The 17,618-nt window shown below is 35.2% G+C and carries 18 protein-coding genes and 3 pseudogenes; 3 read left to right on the forward strand and 18 right to left on the reverse strand.

Going from position 1 to position 17,618, the window contains the following annotated elements:
* Positions 1-346: 346 nt before the first annotated feature.
* From O3629_RS04365 to O3629_RS04375, 3 genes are read left to right on the forward strand one after another with little or no spacing between them, the layout of a single operon-like run.
* Positions 347-1,165, forward strand: a complete 819-nt coding sequence (locus O3629_RS04365; RefSeq protein WP_371608770.1) for a MerR family transcriptional regulator — start codon at positions 347-349, stop codon at positions 1,163-1,165.
* Complete coding sequence (locus O3629_RS04370) at positions 1,162-1,977, forward strand: ABC transporter ATP-binding protein (protein ID WP_371608771.1); 816 nt, start codon at positions 1,162-1,164, stop codon at positions 1,975-1,977. The genes O3629_RS04365 and O3629_RS04370 overlap by 4 nt, the downstream gene beginning before the upstream one ends.
* The gene (locus O3629_RS04375; protein ID WP_371608772.1) at positions 1,974-2,690 is read left to right on the forward strand and encodes an ABC transporter permease; all 717 of its coding nucleotides are present in this window, start codon (positions 1,974-1,976) and stop codon (positions 2,688-2,690) included. Before O3629_RS04370 ends, O3629_RS04375 begins: the two co-directional genes overlap by 4 nt.
* A gap of 105 nt (positions 2,691-2,795) precedes the next feature.
* Here the strand turns inward: O3629_RS04375 and O3629_RS04380 are convergent, their stop codons facing one another.
* The 18 genes and pseudogenes from O3629_RS04380 to O3629_RS04465 form a co-directional block, all read right to left on the reverse strand.
* Positions 2,796-3,650: an ADP-ribosylglycohydrolase family protein gene (locus tag O3629_RS04380; RefSeq protein WP_101770520.1), complete on the reverse strand. Its 855-nt coding sequence runs from the start codon at positions 3,648-3,650 to the stop codon at positions 2,796-2,798.
* A gap of 21 nt (positions 3,651-3,671) precedes the next feature.
* Complete coding sequence (locus O3629_RS04385; protein ID WP_101770519.1) at positions 3,672-4,457, reverse strand: alpha/beta fold hydrolase; 786 nt, start codon at positions 4,455-4,457, stop codon at positions 3,672-3,674.
* 142 nt (positions 4,458-4,599) lie between these two features.
* Positions 4,600-6,141 (reverse strand): ATP-binding cassette domain-containing protein, encoded by a 1,542-nt coding sequence (locus O3629_RS04390; RefSeq protein ID WP_371608773.1) that lies wholly within the window; start codon positions 6,139-6,141, stop codon positions 4,600-4,602.
* 212 nt (positions 6,142-6,353) lie between these two features.
* Entirely contained in the window at positions 6,354-7,427 is a 1,074-nt protein-coding gene (locus O3629_RS04395; RefSeq protein WP_049498922.1) for a hypothetical protein, read from the reverse strand.
* A gap of 396 nt (positions 7,428-7,823) precedes the next feature.
* Positions 7,824-8,168, reverse strand: a complete 345-nt coding sequence (locus tag O3629_RS04400) for a GNAT family N-acetyltransferase (protein WP_371608774.1) — start codon at positions 8,166-8,168, stop codon at positions 7,824-7,826.
* An 8-nt stretch (positions 8,169-8,176) separates the two neighbouring features.
* Positions 8,177-8,365, reverse strand: a complete 189-nt coding sequence (locus O3629_RS04405) for a GNAT family N-acetyltransferase (RefSeq protein WP_371608775.1) — start codon at positions 8,363-8,365, stop codon at positions 8,177-8,179.
* A gap of 25 nt (positions 8,366-8,390) precedes the next feature.
* Complete coding sequence (locus tag O3629_RS04410; RefSeq protein WP_037605505.1) at positions 8,391-8,711, reverse strand: TfoX/Sxy family protein; 321 nt, start codon at positions 8,709-8,711, stop codon at positions 8,391-8,393.
* 121 nt (positions 8,712-8,832) lie between these two features.
* Positions 8,833-9,348, reverse strand: a complete 516-nt coding sequence (locus O3629_RS04415) for a Type 1 glutamine amidotransferase-like domain-containing protein (RefSeq protein ID WP_239683325.1) — start codon at positions 9,346-9,348, stop codon at positions 8,833-8,835.
* Positions 9,349-9,488: 140 nt separating this feature from the next.
* Positions 9,489-9,917: an aminoglycoside 6'-N-acetyltransferase gene (aac(6'), locus tag O3629_RS04420; protein ID WP_049498923.1), complete on the reverse strand. Its 429-nt coding sequence runs from the start codon at positions 9,915-9,917 to the stop codon at positions 9,489-9,491.
* Positions 9,918-10,329: 412 nt separating this feature from the next.
* Entirely contained in the window at positions 10,330-11,772 is a 1,443-nt protein-coding gene (locus O3629_RS04425) for a hypothetical protein (protein ID WP_049497279.1), read from the reverse strand.
* Between the two features lie 366 nt (positions 11,773-12,138).
* Entirely contained in the window at positions 12,139-13,422 is a 1,284-nt protein-coding gene (locus O3629_RS04430) for a cellulose synthase (RefSeq protein WP_285308087.1), read from the reverse strand.
* Between the two features lie 75 nt (positions 13,423-13,497).
* On the reverse strand, positions 13,498-13,842 hold the full coding sequence (locus tag O3629_RS04435) for a hypothetical protein (protein WP_001127479.1): 345 nt from the start codon (positions 13,840-13,842) through the stop codon (positions 13,498-13,500).
* Between the two features lie 327 nt (positions 13,843-14,169).
* On the reverse strand, positions 14,170-14,415 hold the full coding sequence (locus O3629_RS04440; RefSeq protein ID WP_049497283.1) for a hypothetical protein: 246 nt from the start codon (positions 14,413-14,415) through the stop codon (positions 14,170-14,172).
* A 30-nt stretch (positions 14,416-14,445) separates the two neighbouring features.
* Complete coding sequence (locus O3629_RS04445; RefSeq protein WP_227197535.1) at positions 14,446-14,706, reverse strand: hypothetical protein; 261 nt, start codon at positions 14,704-14,706, stop codon at positions 14,446-14,448.
* 30 nt (positions 14,707-14,736) lie between these two features.
* A pseudogene (locus O3629_RS04450) lies at positions 14,737-15,201 on the reverse strand (hypothetical protein); the annotation flags it as partial.
* Positions 15,191-16,189 (reverse strand): hypothetical protein, encoded by a 999-nt coding sequence (locus O3629_RS04455; protein WP_049497286.1) that lies wholly within the window; start codon positions 16,187-16,189, stop codon positions 15,191-15,193. The pseudogene O3629_RS04450 and the gene O3629_RS04455, both read right to left, overlap by 11 nt.
* Before the next feature lie 117 nt (positions 16,190-16,306).
* Positions 16,307-16,934 (reverse strand): annotated as a pseudogene (locus O3629_RS04460) (CHAP domain-containing protein); the annotation flags it as partial.
* Between the two features lie 30 nt (positions 16,935-16,964).
* Positions 16,965-17,088 (reverse strand): annotated as a pseudogene (locus tag O3629_RS04465) (replication initiator A domain protein); the annotation flags it as partial.
* Between the last annotated feature and the right edge of the window lie 530 nt (positions 17,089-17,618).

Below are 17,618 nucleotides of genomic sequence, written 5' to 3' on the forward strand. Positions count from 1 at the left end.
TCAAGTGAAAAATGGATTCTTCTTTCACCGAATATAAGGTGAGATAGATAAGAAAGCTGAGTTCATAACTGTTGATAAATAGTTTTGACAGAAAAAGGTGATAGATTGTACTGTCTATCACCTTGTGTTTGCTATTGATCATCTTGTAATTGTGCTTTGCTTTTCTAAATCATGACACATACTCATCCATAATATTCTAAAGGGTAGGAATTATGTCAATATTTTGTCACATGCTTCATTTTATCTATGACCTCTCTTTCTTTTCTCGAAAATGAAAAGGTCTTTTTCAATCAAATTTTTTTAAAATAATCTTGTTCATGACGTTACGTAACGATGTATAATAGGTATGAGGAGGGGAGTAATTATGGCTAAATATAGAGCAATTCCGGAAGGATTTATGACAGTTGGGGAACTTGCTAAGAAAATGGGCGTTACCATCCGTACTCTACAATATTATGATAAAGAGGGGCTACTTTCCCCATCGGCAGAAAGTGAGGGAGGTCGCAGGCTTTATACCGATAAAGATATAGTGCTACTCCATCAGATTCTATCTTTAAAATCACTAGGCTTTTCTCTCAAGGATATAAAGAGCCGTTTGATCTCTTTAAAAACACCTGATGATGTTGCTAAAGCTCTTACGGAGCAGGCAGATGTTCTTCGTAAAAATATAGAGCAACTTAAGGATTCTTTGATCGCAATAGAGCAGTTAAAGGTAGAAGTTTTACAAATACAAACGGTCAATTTTAAGAAATATGCAGACATTATTGTCAATCTACAGATGAAGAATGACTCCTACTCTCTCATTAAGCGCTTTGATGATGATACGCTCGACCAGATACGCAGTCGATTTGACAAGAAAAGCGGACAAGATTTTATGGATAGGTTGAACCACCTAAGTGATCAAATCGTGGAGCTTCAAAAAGAAAACGTGCCAGTTGAAAGCGAACAAAGCCAGCAGGTTGTGCAAGAATACTGGAGCTTGATTATGGAGTTTACAAATGGTGATATGAGCATGCTTCCGAAGTTGATGGAGGTTGGGAATATTGATACCGCCTCAAACGCTTGGGAAGAAAAGCAAAAAATCGTTAATGATTATTTAGGGCCTGCTTTACAAGTCTATTTTTCAAGGCTTGGAACCAATCCCCTTGAGGAGGTAGAACCATGAAAAACACGATAGAGGTTTCTGGATTAAAGAAAAGTTATGGTAGCAATATGGTTCTTAGTGGTCTCGATTTTCAAATCAAACAAGGAGAAATCTTTGCTCTTCTCGGAGTGAACGGAGCTGGTAAAACAACCACGCTTGAATGTATCGAAGGTCTGAGAAAATATGACGAAGGCACTATCGTTGTAAACGGGAAAACCGGAATTCAACTACAGTCCTCCTCTCTACCCGCCCACATCAAACCAATGGAAGCCATAAAGCTCTTTGCAAAATGGAATCATACATACATTGATGATGCTATGCTAAAGGCCCTTGGCATAAAAGAAATGAAGGAGTCGCAATACATAGAATTATCCACCGGTCAAAAAAGAAGATTACATCTTGCTCTTGCACTTATCAGTAATCCGGATATTATTTTTCTCGATGAACCGACAGCGGGACTTGATGTTGAAGGAAGACTATCCCTCCATGAACAAATCCGAAAGCTCAAATCACAGGGTAAGACAATTGTTTTGGCAAGCCACGATATGGCCGAAGTTGAAAACTTATGTGACCGCATTGCTATTTTGAATAGTGGAAAGATTGTCTTTTGTGGTACTCCTTCAGAACTAACAGACAGGTTGGGAAGAAAATATTTCATCCATTTAAAGACCCGGGACGGAGAGGAATCTTTTGAAACAGATACGATCGAGGACACTTTGATTTCATTATTGGAAGAATGCAAACAGAAACATATCCATGTATTGGATATTAAGGTGGATCGTGGCACACTGGAGCAGCATTTCATCGAAATGGCAAGGAGGGGATCGGAATGAAAGGATTCTTATATAGCCTAGCATTACAGTGGAAATTGGACATACGAAGTAAGTCTCTCTTGGTTACTTACTATATTGTACCGCTTATTTTCTTTCTTCTCATGGGTGGTATTTTTACTTCCGTTATGCCTGAAATGGGTAGTACACTCATACAGTCAATGATTGTCATGAGTGTTTCCATGGGGGCCTTTCTCGGCTTACCGCCTTCCTTGATTGAAACATACGGAAGCGACATAAAAAAGATTTATAAAGCAAATGGTGTGCCTATTCACTTAGGATTGGTGACCATGGTTCTCTCTGCCTTTGTTCATTTGATAATGACTTGCATAGTGATCCTACTACTTGCTCCAATTTTATTTAAAGCAAGTCTACCGAGTCAACTTCCCCTATTCTTTCTCGCACTGGGCATCTACATTATCGTATCGTTGAGTGTCGGAAGTATACTGGGCCTTACTGTAAAAAATCAAGCAAAGATTACTATGATAGCGCAACTTGTCTTTTTACCCTCAATTATGCTCTCAGGAATCATGTTTCCTAGCATCTTACTACCTGATTTTCTTCAAGCAATTGGGCGTCTTTTCCCCGCTTCTTGGGGATACCGCTTGATGCTAGATCATGGTTTTGGTCTTGAAAATCTTTGGTATCTGATTCTTGTATCCTGTATCTCAGTAATGACTTGTATCCTCCTCTTGAATCAGCAAAAATCTAACTAGGTGCCTGAATAAATCCATAGCAACATTAACTTTTAAGCAAAAAGCGACGAAATTGTTACTTATCTCGTCGCTTTAGTGTTTTTGATTGTCTTTATCTAATCTCTGTTATGTTATTGAAACTTCTTGCTCCCATCGGCTAAGCACATCCTTTAAAGGCTCATCTAAATAGGTATAGGCTTTATCCTTAATCCAATCAGGAATACCATATGCGGCCTCTGCTATACTCCCGGTGATGGCAGCAAGAGTATCACTGTCCCCACCAAGAGAGATGGCATTTCTAATCGCATCTTCAAAATCTGTACTTTCAAGAAAAGCAATGATGGCTTGGGGTACTGTATCATGACAAGTTTCATTAAAATGATAGTTAGGACGAATGTCATCGAGTGATTGAGAAAGATTATATCCATACTCTTGCTCTATGTATTCCTTGATGAGTCTCTTGCACTCTGTAGGGTTATCGTTGATCGGTTTTCCATAGTCACCACTGTAGCCTCCAAAGTAATAACGACACAGAAAGATAGCATCAGACGTCGCCATAGCTCCTTTGACACCCTCTGGATGGTTATGAGTCACCTCTGCAGAAATTCTCGCAAGATTTCTACTAGATGGCCAAGTACCTGTTCTTGCACAGAAACCACAATCCATCACCCAAGCACAAGGAGAAACACGCATGGCAGAGCCATTGCCAAAGCTATTATAAGGGGAACAATCATTGCTTTGAATCCATGTATTAAACCTAGGCCCGTACCCAGCATCGGGATACATCCTGCCATATTTCTTCATGGCATCAATAAAGTCATCCTTCTGACCACCGTTCATGATGGCTTCAGCAACAGCACAGGTCATAACAGTGTCATCTGTGAAAAAACAATCCTCACGAAATAATGGAAAGTCTTTCGTTTTAATATTGCCCCATTCGTAAACAGAACCTACAATGTCTCCTACTATTGCTCCTAGCATAAGATTCCTCCTTACAGCATATCAGATTTCCAATGAACCACTCTTTAAAAATGGCTCAACCAAATCAATCCATTCTTGAGGCAGGTAAGCTGATAAATAGCCATGGTTATAGCCCTTTGCTTCATACAGGATCGTGTTGGGATGTAGCTGCTGAAATAATTTCGCTGATGCTTTCACACAGTTCAATTCTTTTTCACCGTAGATATACAGAACCTGCGCCTTGCTAGCAGAAATTGTGTCCTTGAGCTTGTAACGCCCCATATATGTTTTGTAAATGGTCACCAATGTTTTGATAGGCGTCCTTGGCAGATCCTCCAAATAATATGCTTTTATTTCCTCTGAATAAGCCAGGTTAGGATAGAGTTTGTCCATCATGCTTAATTGAAGTTTGCAAGAAAATTTACTGAACATCAGTTTACCAAATAGAGCTACTAGAAAGATGCTGATTTTAGCTAACCTTGGTTGTGGAATACAGAGGCTTCCATCTATGATGGCCTTCTCAGCTATCTCGCTGTCTAAGGACAAAAGTTCCATAGCAATTTGACCACCAAGTGAAACGCCACCGATTGCAAACAACTTCCCAGCACAGTTTGCTTTGACATAGTCTAGGATCTCCAAAGCAGAATCTTCCGTAGAAACATAATCGAGTGGATATTCTTCACCGTGGCCATTCAAAGTGGGTAGAATAACACGGTAGTCTTCTGACAAGATCCGCGCTTGACGAAGATAATTCCACCAAGAACTGCCACCGCCATGTATCAGTAAGATAGGAGGCAAATTCCTATCACCAAATTCATGGAATTTCATATTTAAACTCCTTACTGTAGGATTTTCACTAGATATATCCCTCGTCTGACGTAATAGTACTGATATTTTTAAATAGAATTTTTATTATCTATCCCACAAAAAAGAATGAACCTGCCCCTCTTTTCTGAAATCTATACCTCCACTATTTCTCCAGTTTTATCACCTTATCATAGCGCTTCAAGTCCTCTTCACTATAGTGATGAATCACTTCTACGAGTGCTTGAGGGAGGGAGAAGAGAAGTTGACTGATTTTCTCTTGATTTTTAAAGTCCAGATTGGCTTTGACCTCATCAGCTAGGATAAATTGGCGATTGTGATAGAGAGCACGGGCAATTTCCAAGCGCTGCTTCTCACCGCCTGACAGAGTCTGGTTGCTAAGGTTTTTGTTTTGAAGATCTTTCAAACCAGTTTGTTGCAGGATTTCGTCCATCCTTACAATATCAAGTTCTTGTCCCAAAGCAATATTTTCCTCTAGGCTTAAACCATCAAAGATATGACTAGATTGGAGAATGTAAGCTCCTGCCTGATAGAGTTCATCCGAGGTTAGCTCTTGCCCATGGTAGCGAATCCGACCATGACTAGGCTCAATTTCACCATAGATTAGGTTCAGTAAGGTTGTTTTTCCAGACCCACTTTCTCCGATAATGGCAATCTTTTCACCTTCCTCAATAGTAAGGTCACACGAGGCTAGGATTTCTTGACCATCACGCTCTACACTGACTTTCTCTAACTGGATAGGAAAGACAGAACCTTCGAGAACAGAAGGCATATCCAAGTCTACCCCCAGCAATTTTTGATATTTATAACAGAGAGACTTGGCTGATTTTCTAGTATTGATAAAGTAAGATAACTCCTGAAATTGATAGCCAATATTATACGATACGAGGTAAATTCCTACAAAGCTGGCTGCAGATAGGTAGTTATAATAGGTCATGAAACCACCAATGACAATAGGCGCAACAGAGCAAAAAGCATCAATTCCATTGATAAAGAGACTATTTATGGTCCGTTGCTTTTCATAGGCGATTTCTTCCTTTAGAGCCTTGTGCAAATCTTTGGAGAACAGTTTGTAAAACAAACTTTGTCCCCGATAATACCGTATGGAACGAGCACCTGCGATCATATTGGTTGCTTGAGAGACATAGGCTTGATTAGCTAAGGACTTCTCCTTCGTAATTTCATCCAAACGTTTAGAGCCAATTCCACTACAAAGTACAGGTATCGAATAAAAAATGATAAAGAGCAAGCCAAGATAAAAGTTAGTCCAAAGAGCGTAACAGATAGAGACGGTTGTAAATCCCAAAGAAGAAATGATAATAACAGTCGGCTCAATATAATTATCTTCTAGCTGTTTTACATCATTTTCCAAGTCTGACAAAACTTCTTCATCCGCTATCCGACGGCTATATAAGAAAGTCTGAAAGATCCCCTTCTTAATACCCGACTTGAAGTCTGTCAGCACTCGTGCGTAGTAATAACGTTTCCCCGCCAAACCCAGCAAGAGAATCAGATTTCCAACAATCCCCCAAAACAAGACCTGCCATAGCAAATGCAACTGGTGATTGGTAAAACTGGAGACAATATACTGAATCAAAGCTGGTGTAATAATAGCCTCCAGCCAAGTAATCATAATCGCTATAAAATAGAAGAATAAGTGCTTCTTGGTTACATAAGATCTAAGCATAACGTATAAACCTCCTGAAGTTATTTACCAACTTAGATAGTCGCTCTTTAACTCTTTGCTGGGATACAAACACTTTAAAAATATTTCATTCAAAGATTTTTATGCTTTACCAGCAGAACTACAGATGCAACGTGGTGCAGGAAAGCATCTTTATTATAGAATAAAGTGACTAGTCTGGCTTTGTTATTATATGATTGAGCGAATTTATCACTCTAAGAAATGTAAAAACCTACCGACAAGTCTTCATCAGATTCATGTGGTTTCCAAGCTACATTAAAACCGTATCTATCGCTCCAATCTGGATGCCAGTCGTTATAATATGGGACACGGCTGTATTTGCCAAGTGTCACTTCATCCTCCTCTGTTGATTCCTGACAGGTTATCCCAAACTGGATACCATCCAGTTCCCAGGAATTTCCCCAAACATATTCATAAGAAATGACATCAACCCAGCGTGAAGCGTCAATCTCAAAATCAGTACATAACTTCAAAGTTTGGAAAGTACTATAATTCATCTTGAAAGGTTTAATATGTACAGCACAGTCAACGTGGTATTTTTCATAGTTGGAATTCAATAGGACAACCTTCATTGGAATGGGAACGCCATTCAGTTCCAACCACCAGTATCCAAGTTTATTGTGCAAAATATCAAAATATTCATCTGCTGCTACTGATGTAGAAAAATCATCTATTTGCAAACATCGACCTGACCTCAATAATTCCGCTGCAATCTCTTTTGCTTTCTCTTTATCAAAATCAGAATAACGCTTAATCACACACTTTAACTTGTCAATTGGATATGAGATGTCTTTTTGCGAAGCTTGATATATTTTCACAACATGAGCAATCTTTTCAACGTCGTTGATTCCAACAGGTACAACCACAAAATGGTCTTCCCTGATTGCTTCATCCTCACAAATATAGGTGTACTCCTCACCAAACTCTGAGAAAGTGACTGATGCGACTCTATAAACTACATCTGATGAATTTGAATCAGTTTCTTGATCAGTTAGCTCCTTCTCTTTACGATCTAAATCTATCCACTTATAGAAAGTATAACGATTTGGATTCTCATCCTCACCGAATACCATCAAGCTATGACAATTTGGACATTGCCAAGCATAGTACGAAGCATCAGAAATATCATAATAATCAATCTTATTATTTTCATCTGCGGTATCCGTTATCTCTTCCCATAACTCATCCGAGAATACCGAAAAAGCATTCGGGTCTGGGGCAGCATGGTCATTCATTGGATATCCACATTGACAAGTCCACTTACCCATAATATAACTCCTACAGCTAGTAACCAATCATACCGTTTATCGTTTTAGCTTATTATACCACGAAACAACACAAAAAACCGCAACCTTTCGATTGCAGTCTCCTACAAGTCAACTTCTGTTCCTTCAAGAAAGGTTACAGGAATATGCCCACTTCCTGAGATTATGATGTTGGTGAGAATTTGATTCATGATAAGTCCATCCTCCAAGAAATTTTGAAATAAATTGATAGCATGACAGGCTATAGTATCTAGAAGCACAACTTCAACTATTACTCTGATACTTCCACTCTATTCGAATAAAGAAGCTACTTCACGGCTTTTCATTTTTCCTTTTGTTACGGTTTTACGCTTTTACCTACCGTTTCGTCATACACTCCTTACTCTGACAAACTGGGATTTACTTAATTGAAATCCACTCTTCCTTTGATAGACAGGTTATGTGTTCTGTGCGAAGAACACCTTCCAATACACATAGCACCTTCTCTTTTGTATGATGATAACGGAACCCACATTTTTCCTGAACTCTCTTTGATTTTGTATTGCAGTCAAAATAACCGCACCACAATTTCTCCAGATTCAGGTCATCAAATCCATGTCTCATTATCTCACGAACTGCCTCAGGTATCAGACCCTGACCCCAATACGGAACTCCTATCCAGTAACCAATCTCCGCCTCAGTATCAGGAATACCTATATTACTTGCAGAGCCAATCATCAAGCCTATGCTCCCCACTGGCTGCATCGTTTCTTTTAAAACGAGGGCGTATGTCTCAGGTGCGGAAAAAATACTTTTATGATCTCCTTGCTGTTTTCAACACTAGTATGTACAGGCCAACCTGCATTCGGACCAACCTCTGGAGCACTGGCATATTGAAATAAATCATTAGCATCACTTTCTTCCCATGGGCTAAGAATCAATCTTTCCGTTTCTAAAATCATTATTTCTCCTCAAATTCCAATTTAATTATTTCTTTTTCTTTGGTTTGGGTGCAGGTAATTCATCATACATTGAATTGAATAAGCCAGTTAAAAAATCTTTGTTGTCAACATCATCTACCAACAGCATTTCCTTTGCTCCATCATATGGTAACTCATACTTCGCATTTGGCATATATGCTATTGCAGATTTAACAGGCTTCACTAAAAATCTATCATCATAAATTCCACCCACAATTTTTCCGCGATAATAAACAATATATTCGCCCATCATTGATCTATATGTTATTTCTTCCAAATCGGATAGTTGTTCTAAGATGAAATTTAAATATTCTTTACTTGAAGCCATTTTTTTCTATCTCCCTTAATTACTATAATTCAATAGTCCATTTTCATCAAACTTAAAAATTTGGCTCCCATCCAGTTCGTCTACATTTTAGTATCCTAGATCCAGAATTACATAATGAAAATTAGTCAATTTTCTCAATAATGTTTCCAAGTTTATCTAATACAAGACAGGAATGATCATTTAGTGGAATTATGGGAACATTAACGAGTTCTTCAGCTCTATCCTTATTAGCTTTATCATTCCAGGAATCATAATGGACACTAATTAAAAACTGACTAAAGAGTCCTAATCCATTTTTTATCTTTATCTGATGATCTGAATTATCATTAGGTGAGACATAGACTTTTTCTCCTAATAATAGGGCTCCTGCAGAAAACCCTATAACTTTTGCCCCTTTATTCAGCATATGATCGATATAATTTTTGAACTCCTGATTGACATAAGTAGCTATATATTTTTCCGTATCTCCACCACCGATGATAATGACATCAGCATCTAGATAGCTATCAAAATCAATCTGCTCAGTGTCCAAGAGTAAGTAATCGGTGTTTAGATTAGAAAAATGGCTTTGGAAAACTTCCGTGTACTTTTTCATATAGGGTTGCCAATTTTCTCGATAAACTGTAAAAATGACAATTCTTTAGATCTTCCTTGATGACACAATTTTATTAACAATCGTATGATTCTTTATCGGCGGATTTCCACCCATCAAAAAAATTTGTTCGTCCATTCTTTCACACTTCCTAAAGATACATAAATTTTGACCACGTTCTGAAATTATAATTTCTTCTTAAAATGAATAATTCTATTTGACTCCTGAAATCCAATATTGAGATGAAATCTTATAGAATCCGTATTCGTTAAAGTACAGTCACTTGCAAATTCCTTACATCCTTTATTTTTCGCCCATTCCTCACATTTTGTACAGAGATTTTTAGCAATATCCTTTAAACGATATTCCTCGTCGACAATAATCCCTTCTAAGAATCCAACAGGACTATATTTACAACCTTCAACATAATCAAATCTGAGTGAACATAGTGCTAGACCTACAATTGTGTCACCTTCAACTTCAGTAAAGATTGCAGTATTTTTGCCATTCGTATATCTTTTTACTTCATCAATAGCTTCTTTATCGGTCAATTGGGGCCATAATTGTTTCATTAGTCTAGCCGTTTTTATAGAATCTTTTGTTATTCCATCCATATTGATGTTCCTCCGCAAATTACAAGCAAATGTTTCGAATCATGCTGTTACTTTGTTACTCATTGATTGATACTAATACCATCTCCTTCTACTTTTCGACTGACTCAGTTCGGAAGAGCAGAGCCACGAACTCGGCAGTTCGCTGTTACCGTATCATTTCGTCGGTTTCCCTCCTCATTCTACGAGTACTATCCCATAGGCGGAGCATCTACTTCTACTTCGCTGATGACTCAGCTCGTACAAGCAGTGATACCGCCTCAACATGTCGTGATAGCAAGCATGTATATTATAGAACGATACCCAAATGATATGAGTTTTAACGATACTATGATACAAAACAAACAAATAAAACTATTCTATTTCACAAGACTTAGTATCATAGGTATCTCCAAATTATTAAAAATCTACACGATTAATAAAGTATTTTACCATTTAAATATTCAATGAATGCAGCAAAGACTATTATAAGATTCGAGTAGAGATGTCGAAAATCTCTTTCTTCTTCGCTTAACTCCGAGCCGTGTGCAAGTTTGTTTCGTGTTTCAGAATATTTTGTCAAGGTATTGAGTATTACGTTTTCTATACTACTTTGATTTCCGAAAACTTGACCAAAATCAATGATAGTCAAATCTGTTGGATTAGAATTAATATGAGATAGCTGTGATATCAATTTAATAATATCTTTTAATTTATCTTTTGTTAAATTACGTTGGTCATTTGAAAAATTCCTATATAAATTGACATACCATAAGATATTATCTAACCCCTTACGTTCATATTTTAGTTGATTAGTTTCCTTTTGAAATTCTTCATTTGGAGAATCTGAAAAAAAGTATTGGAGTTCTTTAAACGTGAGTCCATCCATACCATACTGTTCGTAATATAATTCACGTACTGTTTTTCTAAGAAACTTTGTTTTTATTGTATAGATGATGTTTTCAATAAAAGACTCAATTGCAATAAACCCCAGAAGAAAAGCTAATTTGTAGTTACTATTTTGGTAATTTCTGAAAGAATCAGCTATATATGTTTCCCAAATTTCAGTATCTACATAGTGTGTTATTTTAACGCTAAAGAAAAAATCCGACGTCGCAGGATATTGGCCTTGATATTCATTGAAATCAAATGTGACTATGTAGTCAGTTTCGTTATTTTTAATAACCTCTAGGTTGGTAACATTATTATCATTATCAGTGATTCTGGATTCAAGAAATGAATCATAAGTTAACAATTTTGCAGAATTTTCATCAGTATAAAGTATATTTTGATAATTAATAAGATCTGAATCAGGCTTATAAACAATTTCTTCTAAAACTTCTGAAGAAAACTTGCGATCATCTAAATTAATTTCATTTAACTTGTTAATCTGTATATTATCAATAAAACGAAGATTTTCACGATATTGATCAGTGTAGTAATTATTAGAAGGCCCATAAAAATATTTACATGCTACTTTAGCATCTAGCAGTCTACAAATTAGAACGTTTGTAAGAGTACAGTTTTCATCAGATAAATTCAGAGAGAAAATTTGATGAGTAATTTTGTTTAATATCGCATCTCTAACTTCAGATGAATCTGATAGCTTTGAAGTTTTAATTTCAAAGATAGGGATTATTAATTGATCACGTAAATTTTTATAATCTGAACCAGAAGGAAGTTTGCCATGTGATAAAAATGTAAAGAAGTTTTGTACTAAACTATTATCGATTTCAGAAAATTTTTCATTATAAAGATCTTTAATAATCGAAAAATATAATGCCGGATTTTCTTTAATTATCCAAATCTTTTTGTTCTGCTTTAAATTATTGATTTCATCCAGTAATCCTATCAAAATTGATGATGACTTTTGATTCATATTTAACCTCGAGTAATTTTGTTTTTTTTAATAACAGGTATAATAACCAATAGTATATACTTTTTCACTATTCTCTACAAAAATTCAAAAATGGTACAAAAACAATTGTTAACAATAACGATTTCTACATCTTTTATTTCTACACCTCAACTTCTGTTCGTTTAAAAAATTACTGTAAGTTCCTCACCTTGTAAATTACTGAATATACACGTTCAAAGTACAAACTCGAATGCCATTGTAATTTTTCTATTTTTTACAGTTTACGTCAAATTTAATCTAATTACTAAAACATAGTCTTTGTAATAATTATAACTGTGTTATTTACTTCTAGAAATTAGTAAATTACTAAAACACCAAAACACAAAGTTAGCAGTAGTACCTTTTCTTACTTAGATATTGTTCTTTTTGTTCTCTAGAATTTTCATGATTTCTAATTCCTAGTAATTCGTCTGTTGAAGAAACTATTGGGTCAATCCAGTCAGCTTTGGATCTAATCCAATCAATTTCCTCTTTACTAAGTTTCCCTGCTATCTCCAATTTATCAGCCATCAGTCTTAAATCATTTGCTGTTTGAAAATCTTCCAACATATTAAGAAGTGACTTTGTCCGCTTCTTCTCTTCTTCGATTCTTTTTTGTAATTTTCTTTTTCGCTCCTGCTCCTCTTCGTATAGTCTTTCTCTCTCTTCACGTTCAAGTCGTAAGTTCTTAACTTTATAATACTCTTGGTAAATTAAAACAATTATTTCTGGTATTGATTGTTCAAGTGTAAATTCTTTAGTATCTTTAATGTATTTACCATCTATTATCTTAAATCGAAATTTTCCGTTTGGTATATAGTCATACTTCTTTATTCTTGGTTTAAAAGCATATCTATTAAACTTAACGCTATCATTGTACTCTGCTAGTTCTTTAGCTTCTTCTTTTGTTAATTCATGAGTTACTTTGTCTGTTGATTCTATAACTTCAAAACGAACAATATCCTTTTCAATTTGAATATCCCAATTTGAAGTTACTTTATCGCCGATTTTTTCAATTACAGTAACTAGTGTATCTAAAAAGCGATATAAACGTGGAAGAGAATTTAGTGAAATACTTTTTACAAATTTAGGTTCTTTTAAATCATTATATCTGTGCCTAGAATCAAAGTAAGGATAAGAAGCTGCTTTTTCCCTCTTACTCCACTCTGTAATTTTATATCTTAGATTAGCTACAGATTTATGTAATCTCTTATTTGGATCCTGGTTTAGGTTTGAAACTACTTCAATAATACGCTCTATTTTATCGTCCTCTATAAATGATAATGAACCTCTTATACTAGTTGTATCAAGTTTAACAGTATCTTCGTTTTTATCCTCCGTACTATCTTCTTTATGTTTAGCAGCTTTAATTCTACTGTTCTTTAAACTTTTTCTATCAATATGAACCTCATTTATGTCATTTTGTGGTAATGGAACGATAAGTTCACTTAAGTCTTGTCCAGCATTCTTACGATACCAATAACTACCCTTTGGAATTGGGATTTCAAATTCTTTACATTTCTTGAGTAAGTCAGAATAACTTAAATCATATTTCAATGAAACTTGTTTCGCACTTATCTCCCAGATTTCTTCATAGAGTTCTTCTCTAGAAAAGGTCTTTATCATCTTCATTTGAAACACCTTTACCCTTATATTTTACATCACCATTTTTATATTTACCAAGCGAAAACGCAAATTCAAAAACTTCTAATTCTTCACTTCTGCATTTTCGCTTAATATAAAAAGTAAATCTTGTTTTAAACCGTTAAATTCCTCTATAATTTTATCTAAACTAGTTTCAATATTCTCAACACGGATCTCTGATAGTTTTCCGTGGTTGTATGAAATCATTCTTTCAGCGATAATATGATATGACCAACTCTCAGTGAAACGTCTGTCTCTTTCTTCGTTATGAATAGCAAAACCAATTGGAAGAAGATTATTTCTAAGACCTATCGCAACTGCTTGTGAACTTATGCCTAAATAATCACCAGCAATTTTTAATGTGATTTTATTTAATTTTCTAATATCTTCGTCGGTATATTTCGGCATGTTAGTACTCCTTTGTTATAATTCAAAATGCAATATCATCTATGTAAAAATATCTTAATACGATGCTATCTAGTCGCTTTCCCTAATAATAAAATTAATATGTAGCATACCATACTCTAAAAGCTAATTATCTAAAAGCTATTCAATGAAAATTGATTCTCAATCAAAAACAATCTCTTCAAATTCATAGTTACGATGTTTTCTATGAAAGCCTAAAAATATTTTTCGGTAAATTACCTTTTACTATAGTTCTTTTCTTTTTCTGTAAGGTGAAAAACACCATTTAAAAGTAAATCCATTAGTTGGCTCCAGACTAGACGTAAATAGTTATTTATTATCTAAATCAAAACCAATCTGCCAAAATCCCATATCAAGAATTTTCATTTGAGGATATAGCATGTCAGCAACAATAAATTTTTGGGGGACTGAATCTAATTGTTCTATGTTGTTCTCATAAAAAATTACTAGTTGTAAAATAGATTTAATGTTATAGGTTCCAATGACAACCTTTTGTGATTTTAATCCAAAAACAAAATATCTATCAAAAGCTGGTACACAACCGAGTGTGGCCATTTCGATATATCTATGTGATTACAATTAATTTTAACTATCTAGAAAATCTTTCAAAATTTCAAAAACTTCATCCCTATTCAATAAAATATCATCATTTTGAGGAATAGTTGATATCACAGACTCAAGTTCTATCACAAAACGGTGCATATCTGCTTTTACCGTGTCACTAGAGGTTATATTTGATAGCTTTTCACTCCCTACTAATAGAGCTGTTAATCGAGTAATGTCGTTCAGATGTTTTTTAATGGCTTTACTTAAACCTTGAGTACCAGTGGCGGAGCGTTCTCTCATATCCAACCAAGCTTTAGCCTTGAAAATAATTAAACCACGATTACTCAACACTGAGTATCCCTGAATGGATTCTTTTTCATGCACCAATATATTATAATAATCCTTATCCAATAATAAGGCCGACAAACTAGCATCTTCATCAAAATGTAAGGGTGTTTCTCTCCCCTCCTTCTTTAATGGGTATTCTGGTAAAATACTAAATAGTTCAATCATAGAAGGAAACTCAGGTTTATTTGTTGTAAATCGAAATAATTGCGCTTTTTCATCCTTCTGACTTCCTTGATATTCTCCCAATTCTAAAAAGTGATTCAAGGTATCATAAAATTCCTTATTTTTTAATTCATCTATGATGACCATATCATAATCTTTTGTTGTCCGACTTTTAAACCCTTGCGAGTCCAATACAATAGAGGTTGCAGTCCCTCCAATCAAAACATAATAGTCTTGAAAATTCGCAAACATTTCTTGAAAAATAGCTTTCGTATTAGCTGGCATCATCTTCTCCTAGATACTGTAATATATTATTTTTTAGTACTTCAATCTCTTCCTCCACACGTGGATCATCATCATCTTTTAAGGTCAAATAAAGAGAAATAGGATCTACAAACTGTCTATCTTGATTTTCTTTAAAATCGTTCCAAAATTCAGATACAAAAGGACTATATCGCCATATCTCTAATACCTTGCCTTCTAAAACATGCTGAGATAATGGCAAGGATAATTTATTGAATTGTCTATGTGATATGACATAGCTACTATTTTCATCCGATTCAGCTAAAAAAGTCAAATAGGATAAAGCATAAGTACCACCGTATAGAAGACTAGAAGCAGATTTTATATTCTCTAGATCTACATTGGGCAATAAGAGCCGTTTTTTGATGGGATTAAATAAATAGGACTCTGATTTTAAGAATAATTCTTTCTTTGATGCAGTATAGGTGTAAAGTTTATTTGGCTTATTTAACCAATCTAAAGCTTTAAAAGTCCTCAAACATCTATAAATCGTTGAGTTTGGAAGTCCAGTTACCTGTGAAAGCATATCAACATCTACTACTTTTTGACCTTTTGTCAATAAAAAGGCAATCCAAGTTAATTGTTCGCTAGGTGTTAATTCTTTAGATGTTGCAACATCATCATTAGCATTCAATACTAATCCCAATGGAGGAAAAAAGAGATTTCCCTTGAAATCTACAAAAGGAACTCTAGCTTGAAGGAGTTGTTTTTTTTCAATGTCAGATAGCTTTGAAAATACCAAAATAACGTCCATGCTAGCTTTTTCACCCATAATACGAGCTTGAGTAACAAATGAGTCTAAACTTCCTCTTCTCTTTTCTTTAATCAATAAAAATGACTCCTTATGAAACTTCATTTGGACATATTGAAATCTTTTTTCAAAACTAATTGGTAAAGTTAAAGCTATTTTTTCAACACTTACATTAATATAAAACGATTGAAAAATAGAAATTATCTTTTGAACATTCATTGTTTTTCCTTTTTATCATTTTTTACGTATTTTATCAATTTAAATGATAAAATGCAAGTTTTTTGATAATAAAAAGTGACTTACAAAAACTATAAGTCACCAAAATATTAGAAAATTTCAAGTAAAGACTCTCTGTTTCGTCGTATAAGCAAAACCCATGGCACTATCTGCCTGAGAAAACCGTCTTCCATCAACATTAGTTTCCGATACCAGAAATCAATCATCTGGATAGACCTCCTTAACAAAAGACACATGACCATAAGTAACAAAGGTTCTATGATTGTCACCGACAAATGAGATAATAACTTCAGCTCTTGGAATAGAGCCTGTTTCACCACCCAGAATTGCTGTGATTGCCACCATGTCTTGAGCATTTCCCATGGTGTTGATATTAGGAATCTTTTCCCCATTTCTGCCCTTGAATTTTAATCCTAACTGCTTGATCCGAGCTGCTACTTCCCAAGTACACTAGCCATAGGCATAACCATACCATCGCCACCTCCTGGAATCGAGTTATCATAACGTTCCCCTCGTACACTTTCAAAAGCCTTAGAATCACTTTGAGCCGTACCTCTGTTTGGCTGACAAAAAACCTTTTCAATCTGGTAATACTACTCTGTCTCTCTGGTCTTGCATTCTAGTAACTTGTCTCCTGAATTACCCTACCAGAAGGTTAGAAAGAACTGGGCGAGACACCCGTATTTCCAAAGAAATCATTAAGCCAATTGATATAATAGGGATTGTCCTCCCAACTAAGACTAGGAGACAGCTCTTAGCGGTCTTTAAGAACCGCATAAGCAACCTTTCATATCCATATATTTCTCATCCTCAAAAAGAATTTTAGGTAATTTATAATACCATTCTGAAGATTGGCATTGCTTTGTGGTAATTCGTTTCATAACACTCCTCCATGTTCTTTTAATATTAAACCTCCATTTGATTCCAAGCGAACCATGACACTTTTGTCCAATTCAGCCATAAGCGATATGGCCTCAACAATATCCAGGACAATTTGTCGGACTAGATAAGAAATCACGATATAATGTGATGACTGCATTTCGTTCTACAAAATTTCTCCTTAGACGCAAAAAAACGAGAACCATGTAGAATAGTTCTCGCTTAAGATATAAATATTTATTGTTGTATTCATTTATCCGATATGTGAACGATATCCACATATACATTTACTTCTATGTACCATTTTAGGACTTTTTTGATGTCAAAATTGCCTTTATCTACAAAGACAAAACGCTTGAAATAAAAGATTTTCATCCTTTTACTCTTCGCAACAACGATACTGCCTCAGTATGATGCGTTTATGGGACTCAAATGGTTTGGGGAGTTCAAAGCTCCAGTGGAGCTTTGAAACCTCTCGCCTTGAAATGAAAAAGCGAGATGTTTAACTAAGTTTCTATAACAAACTCACATA

This window comes from Streptococcus sp. 27098_8_12 (assembly GCF_041432115.1).
GTDB lineage: Bacteria > Bacillota > Bacilli > Lactobacillales > Streptococcaceae > Streptococcus > Streptococcus parasanguinis_V.

Bases quoted from the DNA above. Each gene is read 5' to 3' on its own strand.
- O3629_RS04425 (WP_049497279.1), bottom strand. From the start codon at position 11,772: ATGAATCAAAAGTCATCATCAATTTTGATAGGATTACTGGATGAAATC.
- O3629_RS04455 (WP_049497286.1), bottom strand. From the start codon at position 16,189: ATGAATGTTCAAAAGATAATTTCTATTTTTCAATCGTTTTATATTAAT.
- O3629_RS04430 (WP_285308087.1), bottom strand. From the start codon at position 13,422: ATGAAGATGATAAAGACCTTTTCTAGAGAAGAACTCTATGAAGAAATC.
- O3629_RS04380 (WP_101770520.1), bottom strand. From the start codon at position 3,650: ATGCTAGGAGCAATAGTAGGAGACATTGTAGGTTCTGTTTACGAATGG.
- O3629_RS04400 (WP_371608774.1), bottom strand. From the start codon at position 8,168: ATGCAGCCAGTGGGGAGCATAGGCTTGATGATTGGCTCTGCAAGTAAT.
- O3629_RS04395 (WP_049498922.1), bottom strand. From the start codon at position 7,427: ATGGGTAAGTGGACTTGTCAATGTGGATATCCAATGAATGACCATGCT.
- O3629_RS04385 (WP_101770519.1), bottom strand. From the start codon at position 4,457: ATGAAATTCCATGAATTTGGTGATAGGAATTTGCCTCCTATCTTACTG.
- O3629_RS04445 (WP_227197535.1), bottom strand. From the start codon at position 14,706: ATGAGAGAACGCTCCGCCACTGGTACTCAAGGTTTAAGTAAAGCCATT.
- O3629_RS04440 (WP_049497283.1), bottom strand. From the start codon at position 14,415: ATGGCCACACTCGGTTGTGTACCAGCTTTTGATAGATATTTTGTTTTT.
- O3629_RS04370 (WP_371608771.1), top strand. From the start codon at position 1,162: ATGAAAAACACGATAGAGGTTTCTGGATTAAAGAAAAGTTATGGTAGC.
- O3629_RS04410 (WP_037605505.1), bottom strand. From the start codon at position 8,711: ATGGCTTCAAGTAAAGAATATTTAAATTTCATCTTAGAACAACTATCC.
- O3629_RS04390 (WP_371608773.1), bottom strand. From the start codon at position 6,141: ATGCTTAGATCTTATGTAACCAAGAAGCACTTATTCTTCTATTTTATA.
- O3629_RS04365 (WP_371608770.1), top strand. From the start codon at position 347: ATGAGGAGGGGAGTAATTATGGCTAAATATAGAGCAATTCCGGAAGGA.
- O3629_RS04405 (WP_371608775.1), bottom strand. From the start codon at position 8,365: ATGATTTTAGAAACGGAAAGATTGATTCTTAGCCCATGGGAAGAAAGT.
- O3629_RS04435 (WP_001127479.1), bottom strand. From the start codon at position 13,842: ATGCCGAAATATACCGACGAAGATATTAGAAAATTAAATAAAATCACA.
- O3629_RS04375 (WP_371608772.1), top strand. From the start codon at position 1,974: ATGAAAGGATTCTTATATAGCCTAGCATTACAGTGGAAATTGGACATA.